This window comes from Kineococcus indalonis, from assembly GCF_009906395.1.
Lineage (GTDB): Bacteria > Actinomycetota > Actinomycetes > Actinomycetales > Kineococcaceae > Kineococcus > Kineococcus indalonis.
The window spans coordinates 1-963 of the sequence record NZ_JAAALM010000877.1; the positions used below are offsets into that span (position 1 = coordinate 1).

Below are 963 nucleotides of genomic sequence, written 5' to 3' on the forward strand. Positions count from 1 at the left end.
GGCGTGCAGCGCCACGGCGTCCACGGCGCGCCCGCCCTGGAGGACGAGCTGCACATGATCGACCTCAACGTCGTCTCCTTCGTCCACCTCGCCAAGCTGGCCTCGCGGGCGATGGCGGGGCGCGGCGAGGGCAGGCTGCTGTTCACCTCCTCCCTGGCCGCGCGCGTGCCCGCGCCCTACCAGGCGGTGTACGGCGCCACGAAGGCCTTCGTGCAGTCCCTGGCGCAGTCGCTGCGCCAGGAGCTGGGGCAGCACGGCGTCAGCGTCACCGCCTTCCTGCCCGGCCCCACCGACACGGAGTTCTTCGAGCGCGCCGGCATGGAGGACACGAAGATGGCGCACACCTCCGCCAAGGACGACCCGGCCACCGTCGCCGCGCAGGCGTTCAAGGCGCTGCAGAAGGGCCGCGACCACGTGGTGACCGGCTCGGTGGGCACCAAGCTGCAGGGCGCGGCGGCCAACCTGCTGCCGAACTCCCCGATGGCCAAGGGGCAGGGCAAGCTCGCCGAGCCGGGTTCGGCGGACTGAGGCGCCCGAACCGGTCACAGCGAGGGGATGACTGCTCACTGCGCGTAGTTCCGGCGCGTCGAACGCCTGAAAACGCCGAGCAACCCCCTGCCGCGCTGACACACTGATCGTCCCGCTCGCCCGCACCGGGCGCGGGGCAGGACGGAGGGCGCCGGGGGAACCCGGGCCGTGCGCAGGAGCACGGCCGGGCGGCGCCGGGGGAGGGGTGGACACCGTGAGCGCACCGACTCTCGCGCGACCGCGGGCCGGCACCGGCGCACGACCGCCGGTCGTCGTCGCCGGGGCGGGCTCGCGCGGCCTGGCGGCCGCCGAGGCCCTGCTCGACGCCGGGTGCGCCGTGGTGGTCCTCGAGGCCGCCGACGCCGCCGGCGGCCTGGCCCGGTCCGTGCCGCTGTGGGGCCTGCCCCACGCCCTGGCCGCGCACGGCCTGCCGGG

2 protein-coding genes are annotated in these 963 nt (G+C 76.0%); both read left to right on the forward strand.

Going from position 1 to position 963, the window contains the following annotated elements; genetic code table 11:
- Window positions 1-528 (forward strand): SDR family NAD(P)-dependent oxidoreductase (locus tag GTR00_RS21675; protein ID WP_166613559.1); only part of this gene is annotated, 528 nt, incomplete at its 5' end.
- A gap of 214 nt (window positions 529-742) precedes the next feature.
- Window positions 743-963, forward strand: a 221-nt coding sequence (locus GTR00_RS26135; RefSeq protein ID WP_323132671.1) for an NAD(P)-binding protein, incomplete at its 3' end; no start/stop codon positions are given.